The organism is Variovorax sp. JS1663, from assembly GCF_002157355.1.
Taxonomy (GTDB): domain Bacteria; phylum Pseudomonadota; class Gammaproteobacteria; order Burkholderiales; family Burkholderiaceae_C; genus Variovorax.
In genome coordinates this window covers 90,300-107,263 of record NZ_LYMK01000025.1, presented here as the reverse complement: position 1 = coordinate 107,263, position 16,964 = coordinate 90,300, and the positions used below count along the sequence as shown (strand labels likewise).

The 16,964-nt window shown below is 69.0% G+C and carries 12 protein-coding genes; 3 read left to right on the top strand and 9 right to left on the bottom strand.

Features of this window, described 5'->3' with window-relative positions:
• Positions 1-155: 155 nt before the first annotated feature.
• The 5 genes from A8M77_RS20750 to A8M77_RS20730 all read right to left on the bottom strand — a co-directional run bounded on the left by A8M77_RS20750 (position 156) and on the right by A8M77_RS20730 (position 7,716).
• The gene (locus A8M77_RS20750) at positions 156-872 is read right to left on the bottom strand and encodes a glutathione binding-like protein (RefSeq protein ID WP_086923407.1); all 717 of its coding nucleotides are present in this window, start codon (positions 870-872) and stop codon (positions 156-158) included.
• A gap of 97 nt (positions 873-969) precedes the next feature.
• Positions 970-3,297, bottom strand: coding sequence for a CocE/NonD family hydrolase (locus tag A8M77_RS20745; protein WP_086923406.1), 2,328 nt, complete (start codon positions 3,295-3,297; stop codon positions 970-972).
• A complete protein-coding gene (locus A8M77_RS20740) occupies positions 3,294-5,054 on the bottom strand; it encodes an ABC transporter ATP-binding protein/permease (protein WP_086923405.1) in 1,761 nt (586 codons plus the stop codon). Before A8M77_RS20740 ends, A8M77_RS20745 begins: the two co-directional genes overlap by 4 nt.
• Positions 5,054-6,361 carry a glycoside hydrolase family 15 protein gene (locus tag A8M77_RS20735; RefSeq protein WP_238136900.1) on the bottom strand — a complete coding sequence of 436 codons (1,308 nt, stop codon included), beginning with the start codon at positions 6,359-6,361 and terminating at the stop codon, positions 5,054-5,056. Before A8M77_RS20735 ends, A8M77_RS20740 begins: the two co-directional genes overlap by 1 nt.
• 62 nt (positions 6,362-6,423) lie before the next feature.
• On the bottom strand, positions 6,424-7,716 hold the full coding sequence (locus tag A8M77_RS20730) for a glucoamylase family protein (RefSeq protein ID WP_443271943.1): 1,293 nt from the start codon (positions 7,714-7,716) through the stop codon (positions 6,424-6,426).
• Positions 7,717-7,844: 128 nt separating this feature from the next.
• On the opposite strand from A8M77_RS20730, the gene A8M77_RS20725 reads away from it, so the two are divergent.
• Both A8M77_RS20725 and A8M77_RS20720 read left to right on the top strand, forming a co-directional pair.
• A complete protein-coding gene (locus tag A8M77_RS20725; RefSeq protein ID WP_086923402.1) occupies positions 7,845-9,992 on the top strand; it encodes a glycoside hydrolase family 3 N-terminal domain-containing protein in 2,148 nt (715 codons plus the stop codon).
• 10 nt (positions 9,993-10,002) lie between these two features.
• Positions 10,003-11,640, top strand: a complete 1,638-nt coding sequence (locus A8M77_RS20720) for an alpha-amylase family glycosyl hydrolase (protein WP_086923401.1) — start codon at positions 10,003-10,005, stop codon at positions 11,638-11,640.
• Here A8M77_RS20720 and A8M77_RS20715 read toward each other — a convergent pair.
• From A8M77_RS20715 to A8M77_RS20700, 4 genes are all read right to left on the bottom strand, one after another.
• Positions 11,625-13,061, bottom strand: coding sequence for an aldehyde dehydrogenase family protein (locus A8M77_RS20715; protein WP_086923400.1), 1,437 nt, complete (start codon positions 13,059-13,061; stop codon positions 11,625-11,627). The two genes, A8M77_RS20720 and A8M77_RS20715, sit on opposite strands and share 16 nt — an antisense overlap.
• A gap of 93 nt (positions 13,062-13,154) precedes the next feature.
• Positions 13,155-14,066 carry a 5-dehydro-4-deoxyglucarate dehydratase gene (kdgD, locus tag A8M77_RS20710; protein ID WP_086923412.1) on the bottom strand — a complete coding sequence of 304 codons (912 nt, stop codon included), beginning with the start codon at positions 14,064-14,066 and terminating at the stop codon, positions 13,155-13,157.
• A 40-nt stretch (positions 14,067-14,106) separates the two neighbouring features.
• The gene (locus tag A8M77_RS20705) at positions 14,107-15,081 is read right to left on the bottom strand and encodes a Bug family tripartite tricarboxylate transporter substrate binding protein (RefSeq protein WP_086923399.1); all 975 of its coding nucleotides are present in this window, start codon (positions 15,079-15,081) and stop codon (positions 14,107-14,109) included.
• Between the two features lie 161 nt (positions 15,082-15,242).
• On the bottom strand, positions 15,243-16,040 hold the full coding sequence (locus A8M77_RS20700) for a FadR/GntR family transcriptional regulator (RefSeq protein ID WP_086923398.1): 798 nt from the start codon (positions 16,038-16,040) through the stop codon (positions 15,243-15,245).
• A 70-nt stretch (positions 16,041-16,110) separates the two neighbouring features.
• On the opposite strand from A8M77_RS20700, the gene A8M77_RS20695 reads away from it, so the two are divergent.
• The gene (locus A8M77_RS20695) at positions 16,111-16,944 is read left to right on the top strand and encodes an NAD-dependent epimerase/dehydratase family protein (RefSeq protein ID WP_086923397.1); all 834 of its coding nucleotides are present in this window, start codon (positions 16,111-16,113) and stop codon (positions 16,942-16,944) included.
• Positions 16,945-16,964 lie beyond the last annotated feature (20 nt).

Sequence of the window (16,964 nt, the reverse complement as noted above, 5' to 3'; positions counted from 1 at the left end):
ATGGCCAGCTTCGCCCCACCGTCGGCGGGGCAGACAACGCTGCTGCCGGGCTACCAGAACAGCCTGGCACCGGTGTTTGCCGCCAATTGGAAGTGAAGTGCCGTTGGCGGCGTTCCTGCGAGGAGCGCGGTGCTGCTCCAGCCGCCATCGCCCTTTCAGGCGGCAGCGGGAGTGCGGCTCGGGATACCCAGCCCCCGCGCCACCGCAGGACGCGCCACGAAGGCCTCGAGCGCCCGCCGCACATGCGGGAAGGCCTCGAACTCCACCAGCTCGGCCGCCTCGTAGAAGCCGACCAGGTTGCGCACCCAGGGGAAGGTGGCGATGTCGGCGATCGTGTAGTCGTCGCCCATGATCCAGTCGCGGCCCGCCAGCCTCGTCTCCAGCACGTGGAGCAGGCGCCGGGACTCGGCCACGTAGCGGTCGCGCGGACGCTTGTCGTCGTAGTACTTGCCGGCGAACTTGTGGAAGAAACCGACCTGGCCGAACATCGGGCCGATGCCGCCCATCTGGAACATCAGCCACTGCAGGGTCTCGTAGCGGGCGGCGGGATCGGCGGGCATCAGCTGCCCGGTCTTGTCGGCGAGGTAGACCAGGATCGCGCCCGATTCGAACAAGGCCAGCGGCTTGCCGCCGGGCCCCTGAGGATCGAGGATCGCCGGGATCTTGTTGTTGGGGTTGAGCGAGAGGAACTCGGGCGACATCTGGTCGTGGGTCTCGAAGCTGACCAGGTGGGGCTCGTAGGGCAGGCCGGTCTCCTCCAGCATGATCGAGATCTTCACACCGTTGGGCGTGGGCAGCGAGTAGAGCTGCAGGCGGTCCGGGTGCGCGGCGGGCCACTTCTTCGTGATGGTGTAGGCGGACAGGTCGGTCATGGGGGCCTCTTGTTTGTGAAGCTGAACCGCGGATTCTGCCTTCGATGCGCGCCCGGCGCCCTCCCCCTGATGCCGGACGCTCGCGGCGGGGGCCGAATCACGGCTTGCCGGCCTGAAGTTCGACGTGGCTGCGCTCGTGCCAGCGCACGCGCATGGGCCGCTTCGCATCGGCGATGGTCTCCGAGTTGACGTCCTTGCCGCTGCCGTAGTTGATCTGCCGGTCGGGCCGCTTGTTGATGCCGATCACCAGCACGATGCGGCTGCCCGCCGCCAGCTTGCGGGCGGTCGCGCGCTCCACCGTGAACGGCAGCAACTGGCGCTCGCCGGCGCGAAGAAGCCGGCGATGCGTGCGATGGCCGGCATAGCTGGCGCGGAAGTCGTAGGGCTCGAACAGCAACTGGTAGTCGCCGCTGGCGGTCTGCTCGTAGAGCGAGACGTTGAGGTCCACGTCCTGCCGTGAGGGCGTGATGTCGAACACGCCGCGCAGGATGCCGTCGATCTCGGTCTCCGTGGCGAGCGGGTCACTGACGAAGCGGATGCTGTTGCGCATCGGCAGTTGCTTCGAGCGCAGCGAGTCCGGCCACGGGACCTGCCCATCACGGCGATCGGCCAGATCGATCGAGAGCCGCGCGCTGCGGCCTGGCTCGGACTGCGATGGCGCCAGCCGGTGCGCACCGTCCTGTTCGCGCGGGTCGAGGTAGAGGCGCATCCTCGTGCGGTCCGGCGCATCGAGCGAGGGCACGTGCCGCCACCGGTCGGCGCCCATCACCTGGTAGTTGACGCGATCCTGCAGCAATGCGGGCTTCTTCGCGCCCCGCAGAACATGGTCGAGCCATTGGTAGCGCAGCTCGGGCAGATCGACGCGCGCGGCCGGGTCCAGCGTGTAGCCACGCAGTTGCGCCGCGGTGCCGAGCCGGATCGAGTCCGCGTCGTAGGGGCCCAGCAGCAGCGTCGTGTCTGCTTCCGGCCGGTGGCGGTGATGCGCCTGGTGGTAGTACAGCGCGCCGGCCTCGGCACCGTAGTAGCCGGCAATGTTGAGCACCGGAATGTCGATCTGCGCGAACTGCTTCGGCGCCGGCAGGAACTTGCGCCAGAAGCGATCGTGGCTGGGGTGCGTCAGCCAGCTCCGGACCACCCGGTTGCGCTTGCCCACCAGCACGCGGTCGATGTCCCAGTAAGGCCGGCGGCCGCGGTACCAGCGCTCGTCGAGCGCTTGCCAGCGCGCGTCGGCACCGGCGCCGCCGGCGGCATCGCCTTCGGTCCGCACGACGCCGGCCATCGCGTGCTCCTGCACCCAGCGGACCATGGCGTTGCGGTAGATCTGGCCGGCCATCGGGAAGTCGATGCCCGGTGCCATCGGCGCGGTGGTGGCGATGGCCTTGAGGGCCGCCGGCTTGCGGCGTGCGGCAGCCCAGGCGGCGAAGCCCGAGTAGCCGTCGCCGAGCATGGCAACGCGGCCGTCGCTCCATGGCTGCCTGGCGATCCAGTCGATGACGGCCGCGGCGTCCTCGCCATCGCGAACGAAGGGCCGCACGGCGCCTTTGCCGTCGGGTGTGCGTCCCCGCACGTACGCGGTGACGCCGACGTAGCCCTTGACGGCGCTGCGGTGCGCATCGTCCTCGGCGGGGTCGAGCGTGAAGCGCAGCACCGCCGGCAAGGGGCCCGTGGCGCGGCCCGGCCGGACGAAGCGGGCATGGATGACACCCCCGCGCACGCGAATCCGCACGTCGTCCTCTGCCACGTAGCGGATGCGGTTCTCCGCTGCGATCAGCTCGGGCAGCAGCACGTTGTAGGCCCGGCGGGCGTCGTAGGCGAGCCAGGTGCGCACGAGCTCGATGGCGTCGACCTGCGGCACGCTGCCCCTGGCGCGCCAGCGATCGAACTCACGCCGCAACGGCTCCTTCAGCGAGGCCGGGGAGATCTCGAGCTGCGCCATGACGGCCGCAGCCTGCACGTTGTCGAGCGGCGCAACCAGCTCCTGGAACGAGCGCGCGAAGGCCTTGGGGAAGCCCATGCGCTCGTTCGTCTCGATCGCCCGCGCATTCGCATAGATGCCGTCGACGATGGCGCGCTCGACCGGCCCGTTGAAGGGCTTGCCCTGGTAGCGGCTGCGCAGCGACCTGTTGCTGTCGTTGGCCGCGCGGTAGGTACCGCTCACCATCTGCAGGGCCGTCAGGTTGGCGAGGAAGACGTCGGTGTCGCTGTCGCGGTAGACCGGCACGATGCGCTGCGCCAGGTCGCGCATCACCTCCACGGCGGCGACATCGTCGGGATCGCTCGGCGGCTTGAAGCCGAAGTTCTGCGCCCAGGCCCAGGCGGGCAGTGCCAGCACCAGCAGCAGGAGGGCGCGGCGCGCGAGAAGGCCCACTGAAGTACCTCCGCCTTCGGCTACGGCATTCGCCTTGGGAGCGGCCCTGCGGCTCATGGCTGCAAGTCCTCCTCCGGTTCCGGCACCTTGACCAGGCGCGCCACTTGGGTGAACAGCCGATCGTGCGCCTCGCCCGCCGAGCCGATGTGGACGATGCCGGTCTGCGCGAGCCTGCCGTTCAACACCTCGATGATGAGCGCGAGCGTGTCGTCGTCGAAGGCCCCGAAGGCTTCGTCCATCACCAGCCAGGGTGGCGTCTGCAGCACCACGCGGGCGAAGCCCAGCCGCAGCTGCTCGTCCATGCTGAGCTCGCGTTCCCAGCGGCCCGTCTTGTCCAGCAAGGGCGCCAGCCGCTGCAGGCCCACGCTGGCCAGCGCGTCCACCATGGCCTCCCTCGGGTAGCTCTCGGACTCCATCGCGTAGGTCAGCGCTTCTGCCAGCGTACCCCGCGGCAGGTAAGGCGTGCCGCGCGGCATGAAGTGGATCGTCTCGCCGTGCGGCCGGCGCACGGTGCCGGAGCCCCACGGCCAGAGCCCCGCGAGCGCCCGGAACAGCAGCGTCTTCTCGGTTCCCGGCGCGCCGAGGATCAACAGGCGCTGGCCGGCATGCACGACGAGGTCGGGCGTATCCAGGCGATCGTGGCCGGTCCAGGAACGGACTTCGAGCGCCTCGATCTCGAGCGTGCCGGCCTCGCTCTCCGCGTAGCCGATACGGCTGCCGCTCTGCTGCGCCTCCAGGTCGGAGGCCAGCACCTGGCGCAATCCGGCCACGCGCAGCAGCGTGGCGCGCCAGTCGGCGATGGCGCTGAAGTTGTCGACGAACCAGCGCAGCGACGACTGCGCCTGTGTGAAGGCGGCGGCAGCCATCATCAGGCCGCCGAAGGACACCTTGCCAGAGAAGTAGAGCGGTGCTGCCACCAGGATCGGCGCGATGACGGTGACCCAGCCGAAACCGGCCGTGACCCAGGTCAGGTTGGTGAGGCCGAGCACCACGCGCGACGTGGCGCGCAGCACCTCGCCGAGGTGCAAGGCCACGCGGCGCTTCTCGTCGGCTTCGCCGCCGGCCAACGAGATGCCGTCGAGATGCTCGTTGATGCGGGTCAGCGAGAAGCGCATTTCGCCTTCGCGCGCGTAGCGCTCGGCGTTGCGCGGGATCAGCCCCTTGCCGATCCAGTAGGTCATCAGCGAGCCGGCGACCGCATAAAGAATCGCAGCCCACAGCATGAAGCCCGGCACGGGATGGTCCTGGCCGTCGTAGAAGAAGCTGAAGTCCTTCGACAGCACCCACAGCACGCCCGCGAAGCTGCCGAACAGCATCGCCGCCTGCAGCAGGCCCACGCCGAGCGTGATCGACAGGTCGCACAGCTTCAGCGTGTCGTCGTGCATGCGCTGGTCCGGATGCGCGCCCATGGGGCCGCTGCCCTGGAGCCAGAAGGCCCGGCGCGGCAGCAGCCACAACCCCACCAGGTCGGTCACCAGCGCTTCGCGCAACCTGAGCTGCAAGGTCTCGGTCAGCCACCGCTGCGCCACGTTCAGGACCAGCAGCACGCCCGCGATCACCGCGAAGATGACGAGCTGGTCGATGAAGTCACCCAGGTCGCGGCGCGAGATCGCGTCGTAGAAGGGCTTGTTCCAGCTGTTGAGCTCGATCTGCCCATAGGCCGTGAGCGCGACCACCACGACGATGCCGGCCGCCAGCGCGACGAGCGTCTTGCCGACGGTGGACCTGCGCAAGGCGCCAAGCAGTTCGCCCACCTGGCGGAAGACACCGGTCTTCAACCCCGGTTCGGCATGGCTCGGCGTCGATGCGTCCATCACCCCCGCGGTGCCTGGCTTTCGGCCGCGATGCGGCGTGCCCGGACACTCGAAATGAAGGCGGCGTAGCTCCAGGCCAGGTGCTTCGCCGAGGTCTGCGCGCCGCTTCGCTGATCGAACTGCTCCGACAGGTCGCCGGTGACCGGCGTGTAGGCGCGCACGGTGGCAAGGTAGGCATCGCCGCGATCGAACCAGGAGCGCGCCTCGTCGCCGCCCAGCGCCGCTGCGCGGAAGCAGAATTCGGCGGCGCCGAGCGTCGAGAAGTAGTAGGCGCCGCCCGAGCAGTACACGTCGCCGGCGTAGCGGCCCATCGCCGTGCCGCGGCCCGGGGGGCGGCCGTGGTTGATCGGATAGGCCGCATCGAACAACGCGTCGAGGCGCGCCAGCGTGGCCTGCATGCGTGGATCGGCCGGGCCGTGCAGGGCCTCGGCGCCGACGCCGTGGATCGCCGAGAGGATCACCGCGATGTCCAGCGCCTTCGGGCTCGGCTTGCCGCCCTCCAGCACGCGCGAGCGGTAGTAGCCTTTCGGCGCGCCGTGTTCGTCCGTGCCTTCATCCACCCAGTAGTCGTCGAGCCATCGCAGCACGGCCTGCGACGCCTCGCGGCACTGCTGCGCCTGCACCGTGTCGCCTCCACCCTGCAGCCAGGTGGCGCCTTCGGCCAGCGCGGCGGCCGAAACGCGCAGCGTGTAGTAGTGATGTCCGCTTTCTTCTTCCCAGATGTCGAAGGAAGGTTCTCGCCAGTGCCGCAGCGTGAAGTGGAGGTCGAAGCGGATCAGCTCGGAAACGTCGGCCAGCAGCGATGCATCGAGCTGCCCGCCGGCCACCCAGCGCAGCAGCGCCAGCGCGCGCAGCGGCGGCCCATCATGCTGCGGGCGCGCCCATCGCAGGATGTCGAGCGTGCCGTCGGGGTTGACCCGCGTCTCGCCGACGACGGCATCGCCGTGGGCGCGCGCCAGATCGTGATCCTCGCGCAGGTATTGAAGCAGCCCCGGTTCCACGCGCTGCGCGCGGCCCGGCACCGCGGCATCCACGCGGCCGTCGAGGCGGTTCAAGGCCAGGCTGAATCGGGTGAAGTCGCGCAGGTGCCGCAGGGCCTCGTCGCCGATGCGCCTGTCGATGTGGAGCAGGCGCAGCGCGTCGATGACGACGGCGGAGTCACGGAACCAATGGAAAAAATAGTCCGGATCCGGGTCGTAGTTGCCGAGCACGGGCGAGGCGACGATGGATCCCGCGACAGGCCGCACGGTCTGGCCGAAGCCTCCCCGATGCTTGACGATCGACAGCGGCGAGATGCTGGTCAGCATCGCGCTCGCCGATCGCCTCAGCTGTGTTTCGAGCCACGGCTCGAGGCTCGCCGCGCTCGAAGTCATGCGTCTGTTTGCGCCAGATACGGCGTGCTGAAGTCGAGCCGGCGCAGACCTTCCTGCACTTCGGGCACGCTCATGAACAGCTTCCACAACAGGCCCGTTCGATGGTTCTCCATCATCACGACGATCGGGCCTTGGTCGATGGCCAGGTAGGTCTCCGCGAACCAGTTGCGGCTTTCGTTGAAGGCATCGACGAAGCCGTAGTCCTTCCACACCTTCGTGCCGTGCGCGGTCAGGAGGTGCCGCAGCACCTGCATCACCTCGGCGGGCGCATAGGGCAGGCTGGCCACCGCGGCCGTCGGCGAGATGGTGCCGTTGTCGTTGCTCGGGTCGTGCGCGAGATAGCCGTCGGGGTCGTCGCTGGCAGTGAGGCCCCAGCACGATTCGCCGTAACCCGCGTAGCCCTTGGGATTGGCGATGCAGTGCGCACGGTTGATGCGCACGTGGCGGGTGTTGAGGTCCCAGTAGTCCGCGTAGCGGTCTTTCAGGCCGTGCGGATCGAGGCCCAGGAAAGAATAGTGCGTGAAGAACAGCGGCCCGCCGTACGCCGAGCCCAGCGGCATGTCGATGCCGTAGTACTGCCTGCCGTTGATGAAGTCGGGCCCGGAAGCGTAGCCACGGTGGTAGACCCGCGGGTCGATCGCATGGCGCGGCGCGGCGGCTGCCAGGAAGTAGGTGATGAGGCACTCGTTCCAGCCGTGGATCTGATGGTTCATGGCCCAGCCGTGGTTCGGGCTCCAGTGCCAATACAGCACGTCCTGCCCGCCCTGGGTGAACCAGTTCCATTCGACCTCGTGCCACAGCGTGTTGGCGTCGTCGCGCAGCCGGCGCGCGGCGGCCGTGTCCTCGCTGAAGTACTGGCGCGCACACAGCAGGCCCATGCAGAGGAAGGAGGTCTCGACCAGGTCACCTGCGTCGTCCTTGGGGCTCATCGGGATCGTCGCGCCGCTCGCCCCGTCCATGAAGTGCGGGAAGGTGCCGTGGTAGCGCTGGGCGCGCTTCAGCGCTTCGAGCATGCGGGCCAGGCGCTCCAGCGCGGCGTCGCGTGTGATCCAGCCGCGCTCCACCGCAACGATCATGGCCATGATGCCGAAGCCCGTGCCGCCGATCGCGACCCTGGGGTCGGCCAGGTCCTGGCCCGTGGCGCCGACCAGCGTGCGGCGGTCGAGCGCCAGGCCGCTGGCGGCATCCGCACCGTCCCAGAAATAGCGGAAGGTCTGGCGCTGCACGGCCTCGATCAAAGCCTCATCGGGCAGGGCCGCCAGGGCCTTCGGGTTCCTGTCATCCTTCAACACGCGCGCTCCTTTCGTTGTCGTCCAGGGTGTCACGTTTGGTTTCACCGGGCCGTCGGCACGACACGGCCGACGGCCCCCCGCAGCATGCCATCATTAGACCCCCTTGGGTTCCATTCGAAATCCTGATGAGCAGTCGCATCGATACCCTCATGGCCCGGATGACGCTGGCCGAAAAGCTGGGCCAGCTGACGATGGTTGCCTCCAGCTACACGATCACAGGACCGGTGCTCGCCGGGGACTCCACGCAGTCCATCATCGACGGCACCGTCGGCAATCTGCTGAACATGGTCGGCCCCGGCCCCACGCACGAGATGCAGCGGCTGGCCGTCGAGAAGTCACGGCTCGGCATTCCGCTGCTCATCGGCCTGGACATCATCCATGGCCATCGCACGCTCTTCCCGATCCCGCTCGCGGAGGCCGGCCTCTTCGACGAAGGCCTCTGGGAGCGCACGGCGCGCGAGGCCGCGCGCGAAGGCGCGGCCGACGGTCTGGCGATGACCTTCGCGCCGATGCTCGACGTGTCGCGCGATCCCCGCTGGGGCCGCACCGCGGAAGGCCCGGGCGAAGACGCCTGGCTCAACGCGCGCATCGCGCAGGCCAAGGTGCGCGGGTTCCAGGGGGCCGACCTGTCCTCGGCCGATTCGCTGGCCGCCTGCGCGAAGCATTTCGTCGCATACGGCGGCGTCAACGCGGGGCGGGAGTACGCCGCCGTCGACATCTCCGAGCGCACCTTGCGCGAAGTCCATCTGCCGGGCTTCGCGGCCGCGGTCCGGGCCGGCGTCGCGACGCTGATGCCCGCCTTCACCGATCTCAACGGCGTGCCGATGACGGCGCACATCCCCTTGCTGCGCGACTGGCTGCGCGGCGAGATGGGGTTCGACGGCGTCATCGTCAGCGACTACAACGCGATCGCGGAGCTGATCAAGCACGGCGTGGCCGCCGACCTCGCCGATGCCGCGGTGCTGGCACTGAAGGCCGGCGTCGACATCGACATGATGGCCGACGCGTACCGCAAGGGCCTGCCGATCGCGCTCGAGCAGGGCCGGGTGACGATCGAGGAGATCGACGCGAGCGTACGCCGCGTGTTGCTTTTCAAGGAGCAGCTCGGCCTGTTCGATGACCCTTACCGCCGCGGCACGACAGCGGAGACCCCGGCCGCGATCGCCGAGCGGCACGCGCTGTCGCGCGAGGTCGCGGGCAAGGCCATCGTCATGCTGAAGAACGAGAGCGACGCCCTCCCCTTGCCCGCGGCGGCCAAGGCGCTCTGCGTCATCGGCCCGCTGGCCGACGCCAGCACCGAGATGAAGGGCCCGTGGTGGGGGGCCGGCGAGCACGAACCGGCCGTCAGCGTGCTGGCCGGCCTGCGCGCCGCGCTGCCGCAGGCCGACATCCGCCATGCAGCCGGGGTGGCCGTCGAGGGCGGTGACGACAGCGGCATCGATGCAGCGGTCGCGCTGTGCGACGGCGCCGACGCGGTCGTGCTGTGCCTGGGCGAACGCGCCACGATGAGCGGCGAGGCGGCAAGCCGCGCCGCGCCCGTGCTGCCGGGGCGGCAGCAGGCGCTGGCCGAAGCGGTGGTGGCCCGTGCCCGTGCGCTCGGCATTCCCGTTGTCGCGGTCTTGTTTTCGGGCCGCCCGCTCGTCGTGCCCTGGCTGTCCGAGCATGTCGATGCGCTGCTGGCTGCGTGGTTCCTCGGCGTCGAGGCCGGCCACGGGATTGCCGACGTGGTGACGGGGCGGGTGTCGCCCAGCGGTCGCACGCCGATGAGCTGGCCGCGCGCCCTCGGGCAGGTGCCGATCTTTTTCGGCCAGCGGCCCACCGGCCGGCCGATGAATCCCGCCGACCACTTCACGAGCAAGTACCTGGACGTGGCCAACACGCCGCTCTATGACTTCGGTCACGGCTTGACTTACGGGCGGTTCGACTACGACGCGCTCCAGGTCGAGCCGCGGCGCCTGCGCGAGCAGGACCTGCTGCAAATCAGCGTCAGCCTGCGCAACGTCGGCGCGCGCGAGGCCGAAGAGACCGTCTTCCTGTTCGTTCGCCACAAGCTCAGCCGCATCACCCGCCCGCTGCTGGAGCTCAAGGGTTACGCGAAGCTGCGATTGAAGCCCGGCGAGGCCGGCACGGTGAAGCTGGAACTGCCGGCGGTCGATCTGCGCCACCTCGGGCCGGACCTGCAGACCTTGTTCGAGGCAGGCGAGGCGGAGATCCTCGTAGGGCCGAGCGCCGAGCCGACGGGGTTGCTGCGCCAGACCATCGAACTGTGTTGAAAGGATGCGGATGTCGGCAGACGACTGGTGGCGGCACGGAATCTTCTATCAGATCTACCCGCGGTCGTTTCAGGACAGCAACGGCGACGGCATCGGCGACCTCGACGGCATCCGCGCGCGGCTCGACCATCTGGTCGCGCTCGGTGTCGATGCCGTCTGGATCTCGCCGATCTATCCGTCACCGATGGCGGATTTCGGGTACGACATTTCCGACCATTGCGACATCGATCCGTGCTTCGGCACGCTGGCCGGCTTCGATGCCCTGGTGGGCGAGGCCCATGCGCGGGGACTCAAGCTGGTCCTGGACTTCGTGCCCAACCACACGTCCGACCGGCATCCCTGGTTTCTGCAGAGCCGCAGCGCGCGCGATGACCCGCGGCGCGACTGGTACCTGTGGCGCGACCCGGCGCCGGACGGCGGTCCGCCCAACAATTGGCTCAGCAACTTCGGCGGCCCGGCCTGGACGCTCGATCCCGCCACCGGCCAGTACTACTGCCATTCGTTCCTGAAGGAACAGCCCGACCTCAACTGGCGCAACCCCGAGGTGCGCGCCGCGATGCACGAGGTGCTGCGCTTCTGGCTGCGGCGCGGCGTGGACGGCTTTCGCGTCGACGTGCTCTCCGACCTCGTCAAGGACGCGCAGTTCCGCGACAACCCGCCGAACCCGGCCTTCGTCGCCGGCCAGGAACCCGCGCAACCCTGGCTGCTGCTCCACAACACGGACCAGCCGGAGATGCAGCAGGTCATGGCGCAGATGCGGCACGTGGTCAACGCCTTCAACGATGCGACGTCCTCGCGCGTGCTGATCGGCGAGCTCTACCTGTCGCTCGCGCGCATGGTCGCCTATTACGGGCTGAACGCCGACGGCGTGCTCGAAGGGGTCCAGTTGCCCTTCAACTTCCAGCTGATCGGGGCGTCCTGGCAGGCCCGGCACATCGACCAGCTGGTGCGCGACTACGAAACCGCCCTGCCCGCCGGCGCCGCGCCGAACTGGGTGCTGGGCAACCATGACAAGCCCCGGATCGCGAGCCGCGTCGGCCCGCAGATGGCGCGGCTGGCGGCGATGCTGCTGCTCACGCTGCGCGGCACCCCCACGCTCTACTACGGCGACGAGATCGGCATGACCGACGTCGCCATCCCGCCAGAGGAAGTGCAGGACCCGATCGAGAAGAATGCACCGGGCGAAGGCCGGGGCCGCGATCCGGAGCGAACGCCGATGCAGTGGAGCGGCGCGCCGCAGGCCGGCTTCACCACCGGCACGCCGTGGCTGCGCCTGGCGAGCGACTGGCCTTCGCACAACGTCGAATCGCAGGCGGGCGATGCCGCCTCCATGCTGACGCTCTACCGGCGGCTCATCGCGCTGCGCCGCGCGCAGCCGGCGCTGAACCGGGGCGACTACGAGGCGCTGCAGAGCGAGACGGACGTGCTGGCGTACGCGCGCCGGTACGAGGGGCAACGGCTGGTCGTGCTGTTGAACTTCGGCACCAGCGCGACAGCCGTGTCGCCCGCCTTGTGGCCGGCCGGATCGATCGTGCTGGCATCGACGGACCCCGCGCGCGCCAGGCCGATCGAGGGAGGGACGCTGGTCCTGGCGCCCTGCGAAGGCGTCGTGATCGGTCCCCCCGGATCAGGTCACGAAAGCGTATAGGCCGTCTTCACCACGGTGAAGAACTCCTGCGCATAGCGCCCCTGCTCCCTGGGCCCGTAGCTCGACCCCTTGCGCCCGCCGAAGGGCACGTGGTAGTCCACGCCGGCGGTGGGCAGGTTCACCATCACCATCCCCGCCTGCGAGTGCCGCTTGAAGTGCGTCGCGTACTTCAGCGACGTGGTCGCGATCCCCGCCGACAGCCCGAACTCCGTGTCGTTGGCGGTGGCCAGCGCCTCCTCGTAGTTCTTCACCCGGATCACGCTGGCCACCGGCCCGAAGATCTCTTCCTTGTTGATGCGCATCCCCGCCACCGACTCGCTGAACAGCGCCGGCGACATGTAGTAGCCCTCGGTGGCCAGCCTGAGCCGCTCGCCGCCGGCCGCCAGCGTGGCGCCTTCGCCCTGCCCGATCTCGATGTAGTCCAGGTCCTGGCGCAGCTGGCTCTCGCTCGACACCGGCCCGACGTCGGTGCCCTGCGCCAGTGCATCACCGACCTTGATCTTCGCCATGCGGGCCTTCATCGCCTCGATGAACTTCGGGTAGATGCCCTCGGTCACGATCAGCCGGCTCGACGCCGTGCAGCGCTGGCCGGTGGAGTAGAAGGCGCTCTGCACGCTGAGCTCCACCGCCTGGTTCAGGTCGGCGTCGTCGAGCACGACCTGCGGGTTCTTGCCGCCCATCTCCAGCTGCACCTTCTTGCCCTTCGTCGCGCACTGCACGGCGATGTTGCGGCCGACGCCGACCGAGCCGGTGAAGCTGATGGCATGGATGCCGGGATGGTCGACCAGCGCATTGCCGATCACGCTGCCGCGGCCCATCACCAGGTTGAACACGCCCGCCGGGATGCCCGAGCGGCTGATGATCTCGGCCAGCGCCCAGGCGCAGCCGGGCACCAGGTCGGCGGGCTTGAGGACCACGCAATTGCCGAAGGCCAGCGCCGGGGCGATCTTCCAGGCCGGGATGGCGATGGGGAAGTTCCAGGGGGTGATGAGACCCACCACGCCGACCGGCTCGCGCGTGATCTCGACGCCGATGCCGGGGCGCACCGAAGGAATGAGTTCGCCCGACAGGCGCAGGCACTCGCCGGCGAAGAACTTGAAGATGTGGCCGGCGCGGGTGGCTTCGCCGATGCCTTCGGCGCGGGTCTTGCCCTCCTCGCGGGCGAGCAGGGTGCCCAGCTCTTCCTTGCGCGCGAGGATCTCGTTGCCGATCTTGTCCAGCGCGTCGGAGCGCGCCTGCACGCTGCCGGTGGACCAGGCGGGGAAGGCGGCGGTGGCGGCGGCCACGGCTTCGTCGACCTGGGCGGCATCGCCCTGGGCGTAGTGGCCCAGCACGTCTTCCAGGTTGCTGGGGTTGATGTTGGGGCTGTAGCTCGCGCCGGGGCGCCAGTCGCCGTTGATCAGGTTGTCGAAGTTCTGCATGGCCGGGTCCTCGGGAGAAAAAAGATGTAGCAAAAGAAGAAGGGGCCGCTCGAGCGACCCCTGCGCACCATGGACTCTACGCCCGCTGCGCGCCTATTGCGGGCCCAGGGTCTCGATGAGCCGCGCCAGCGCCGCGTACTCGTCGGGCTTGAGCTCGGTCAGCGGCGTGCGCACCGGACCGGCGTCGTGGCCGACGATCTTCGCGCCTGCCTTCACGATGCTCACCGCATAGCCATGGCCCTTGTTGCGGATGGCCAGGTAGGGCATGAAGAAGTCCTTCAGCAGACGATGCTGCGTGGCGGTGTCGTCGGTGCGCACGGCCTCGTAGAACTGCATCGCGGTCTTCGGGATGAAGTTGAAGACGGCCGAGGAATACACCGGCGTGCCGAGCGCCTTGTACGCGGCCGCGTAGACCTCGGCCGTGGGCAGGCCGCCCAGGTAGGCGAAGCGGTCGCCCATCTTCAGGTAGATCGAGCTCATGAGCTCGATGTCGCCGATGCCGTCCTTGAAGCCCACCAGGTTCGGGCAGCGCTCGGCCAGGCGCGCGAGCGTGTCGGGGTAGAGCCTGCTCTGGCCGCGGTTGTAGACGATGACGCCGAACTTCACGCTCCTGCAGACCGCCTCCACGTGCGCGGCCAGGCCTTCCTGTCCGGCCTCGGTCAGGTAGTGCGGCAGCAGCAGGATGCCGTGCGCGCCGGCCTTCTCGGCCGCCTGCGCGCACTGGATCGCGAAGCGCGTGGGACCGCCCGCGCCGGCGATGATCGGCACCTTGCCGCGGCAGGTCTGCACCGCCGTCTCGATGATGCCGGGGTACTCGTCGGCGGTGAGCGAGAAGAACTCGCCGGTGCCGCCGGCGGCGAACAACGCGCTGGCGCCATAGGGGGCCAGCCACTCCAGGCGCTCGATGTAGCCCTTCCTGTCGAAGTTGCCCTCGGCGTCGAAGTCCGTCAGCGGGAAGGACAGCAGGCCGGAGCCCATGATGGATTTGAGTTCTTGCGGATTCATGCGGGTGCGGTGGTGTGGGTAGGGAAACAAAAAAGGACGCTCAATCCAGCTTGATCTGGGCGGCGTCGACCACCTTGGCCCAGCGCGCGCGCTCCTTGTTGAAGAACTGCTCCTGCTCGGCCGGCGTCATGGTCACGACCTCGGCGCCCTGCCCCGCCATGCGCGAGCGGATGTCGGCCGAGCGGATGATCGAGACCAGCTCCTTGTTGAGGCGCTGGATCACCGCGTCGGGCGTGCCGCGCGGCGCCAGCACGCCCTGCCAGGTACCCGAGTCGAAGCCCGGCACGCCCTGCTCGGCGATGGTCGGCACGTCGCCGATCAGCGGCATGCGCGTCGGCTTGGACACACCCAGCACCTTGAGCTTGCCGCTCTGCACGTGGGGCAGCGTGGCGAGCATGCCGTTCATCAGCACCTGGGTCTGGCCACCGACCGTGTCCTGGATGGCCTGCACGCCGCCCTTGTAGGGCACGTACTGCCAGCGCGCGCCACTGGCGCGCTCCAGCGCCACACCCGCGAGGTGCGGTGCGCTGCCGGTGGCGGTGACGGCGAAGTTGAGGTCGGACTTCTTCGACAGCGCGATCAGCTCCTTGAGGTTGTTCGCCGGCACCGAGGGATGCACCACCAGCAGGTGCGGCGAGTAGGCCAGCATGGTCACGCCGCGCAGGTCCTTCGATGGGTCGAAGGACAGCTTGGTGTAGACCGAGGGGCTGATGGCCAGCGCACCCACGTCGCACAGCAGCAGCGTGTAGCCGTCGCCGGGCGCGCGCGAGACCAGCTCGGCGCCGAGGTTGCCGTTGGCGCCGGCGCGGTTCTCCACGATCACCGATTGCTTGAGCGCTTCCGACAGCGGCTGGCTGATGGCGCGGGCGATGATGTCGGAGGAGCCGCCCGGCGGGTACGGCACCACGATGCGGATGGGCTTGGCGGGCCAGGCGTCTGCGGCCCGGGCGGGTGCTGCGGCGAGCAGGCCGGCGCCCATGGCGCCGAGCACGAGATCGCGTCGATGGAGGCTCATGTCCAGTGTCTCCTGAAGGAATGGATGAAAAGTGCCGAAGGCGGCACGTTCTGGGGTGCTTCTGGTTGTATTTAAGTTATCAGTCATCGTACAACTTGGGCAACAGCATGTCCAGCAAAAAAAGACGACTCGCACCCACCCGCCCGAGGGCCGCCGGATTCCTAAGCGGCCGGCGCCGCGGCACCCGCCTCGCGCTGCGCCGCCTCCTGCGCCAGCCGCAGCCGCTCGCGGCTGTTGGTCAGGTGGATGCGCATCGCCGCACGGGCCGATTCCGGATCGCGCCGCGCGATGGCGGCGTAGATCTCCTCGTGCTCGCGGTTGACGCGGCTGAGGTACTCGCCGCGCCGGTCCTGGTTGCGGATGGCAGGGATGCGCGTGCGCGGGATGATCGTGGTGCCCAGGTGGCTCATGATGTCCGCGAAATAGGGGTTGCCGGTGGCCTGCGCGATCTGCAGGTGGAAGCGGAAATCCGGTGCCACGGTGTCCCCTGCCACCGCCACGTTGCGCTCGAAGTCGTCGAGCGCTTCGCGCATCGCCGCGAGATGCCCCTCGGTCCGGCGGGTGGCGGCCAGGCCGGCCGACTCGGTCTCGAGGCTGATGCGCAGTTCCAGCACGGCCAGCACGTCGACCGTGGCGGCGATCTCCGAGGCCTCCAGCCTGAACATGCCTGCTGCGCGCGGCTGCAGCACGAAGGTGCCGATGCCGTGGTGGGTTTCGACCAGGCCCGCGGCCTGCAGCTTGGACAGCGCCTCGCGCACCACGGTGCGGCTCACGCCGTAGGCCTGCATGATGGCCGACTCGGTGGGCAGCTTGTCCCCCGGGCGCAGTTGCTGGCTGCGGATCTTCTCGCCGAGGTCGTCCACCAGGCCATGCGCCAGGCCGCGGGCGCGACGGCGCGGCGCAGCCGCCGGCGCCAGGGCTTCGGCGGCTGAGGTTGACCCCGTTGACACGCTCGACATGCGGTGATGATAATCAACCGAGCGTTGTACGACAACCGATAACTTACGACATCTTCAAATCCAGAGACACATGAGTGCACCCGCTTCTTCCACGTCTTCGGTCCAGCCGCTGAACCGCCTGCTGCTGACCGGCGCCGCCGGCGGCCTCGGCAAGGTTCTGCGCGAAAGCCTGCGCCCCTACGCCCGGACCCTGCGCGTTTCCGACATCGCGGCACTGCCGCCCGCCACGGGTGCACACGAGGAAGTGCTGCCCTGCGACCTCGCCGACAAGGCCGCGGTCGATGCCCTGGTCGCCGGCTGCGACGCGATCGTGCACCTGGGCGGCGTCTCGGTGGAGCGGCCCTTCGAAGAGATCCTCGAAGCCAACATCAAGGGCGTCTTCCATCTCTATGAAGGCGCGCGCCGCCACGGGGTGAAGCGGGTCGTCTTCGCCAGCTCCAACCACGTGATCGGCTTCTACAAGCAGAGCGAGACCATCGACGCGCATGCCGCGCGCCGGCCCGACGGCTACTACGGCCTGTCGAAGTCCTTCGGCGAGGACGTGGCGCAGTTCTATTTCGACCGCTGGGGCATCGAGACCGTCAGCATCCGCATCGGCTCTTCGTTCCCGGAGCCGGCCAACCGCCGCATGATGAGCACCTGGCTCAGCTACCGCGACCTCACCTCGCTGATCGAGAAGTCGCTCTTCACACCCGGCGTGAAGCACACGGTCGTCTTCGGCGCCTCCGCCAACCGAGACCTGTGGTGGGACAACAGCGCGGCCGCACACCTGGGCTTCGTGCCGCAGGACACATCCGAGGTCTTCCGCGCCAAGATCGAGGCCCAGCCACCGGTGGCGCCGACCGACCCCAACGCCATCTACCAGGGCGGGGCCTTCACCGCCCAGGGGCCTTTCGGCGACTGACGCGCTTGCCGCGCCCCTGG